Below are 942 nucleotides of genomic sequence, written 5' to 3'. Positions count from 1 at the left end.
CATGGGCAGGGTTGCTGTTCGTGCTGGCATTCTGCTTTCACTATTCGAGCATTCTTCTCGCGCTGGTCGGCATAGGAGGGCTGGTTTTCCGCGATCGTCGAATCGTGCCGATCCTGCTTGGTGTGCTGCTGGCCAGTGCCACGGTCCTAGAACGTTTTCGCTTCCTGCTTCAGGACATGCTCGGGGCACTCAACCCGTTGAGCGCCGCCTATCTCGATAACACGACAAAGATCGAAGGCGTTAGCCTTTTGTCGTTCAATAACCTACTGCTGATCGCTGCCTTGGGTTGTTACTTCGTGGCCGGTTACCAATCACGAAGTAGGTATCATGGTCTGTTCCTGACCCTGACTCTAGCAAGTCTTCTGCCAATTGCCCTGTTGCCGGAAGCGCCGGTGATCGCACAGCGTAGTAAGGAGGTGCTGTTTCTTGCCGTGATCTTCCTGGCATGTCGCAGCCGGCTGGGATGGCGTGATCTGCCGGGCTTCGGCTTTGTTGTGTTGTTGACCGCGTTGCTCGGTTATCTGTGGGTCGCTGGCGGTATCATCTTTACATGACCTTAAGGCATGAACCCGCTGCTTCTCGCAGCCCGCCCATGCGGGTGCTGGCCCTCGCCAAATACGGCACTCGCGCGGCGAGTACGCGCCAGCGGATGCTGCAATATGAGCCCTTTCTGGCGCGTCATGGCGTCGATCTGAACCTGCGGCCACTGTTGGACAACAACTATCTCGATGCGCTGATGAGCGGCCAGCCCAAGTCGCGTACCGGCGTTGCACGTTCCTATATTCGGCGCCTGGGAGATCTGCTCACGGTCGGCCACTATGATACCGTGTGGGTGCAGTATGACCTGCTTCCTTATCTGCCGCTGCTGGATGGGCTGTTGCCCGTCTTGTCGCGCACGCCCGTTGTATACGATCTCGATGATGCGGTTTTCCACATGAACGA

General features: G+C 57.4%; 1 protein-coding gene and 1 pseudogene. Both read left to right on the top strand.

Features of this window, described 5'->3' with window-relative positions:
* Window positions 1–554, top strand: a 554-nt coding sequence (locus AACY08_RS27500; protein ID WP_339472261.1) for an EpsG family protein, incomplete at its 5' end; no start/stop codon positions are given.
* A gap of 38 nt (window positions 555–592) precedes the next feature.
* Window positions 593–942: pseudogene (locus AACY08_RS27495) on the top strand (hypothetical protein); the annotation flags it as partial.

This window comes from Pseudomonas sp. EL_65y_Pfl1_R83 (assembly GCF_963970695.1).
GTDB lineage: Bacteria > Pseudomonadota > Gammaproteobacteria > Pseudomonadales > Pseudomonadaceae > Aquipseudomonas > Aquipseudomonas tritici.
The sequence above is the reverse complement of the archived record's forward strand: the minus strand, read 5'-3'. Positions and strand labels throughout refer to the sequence as shown.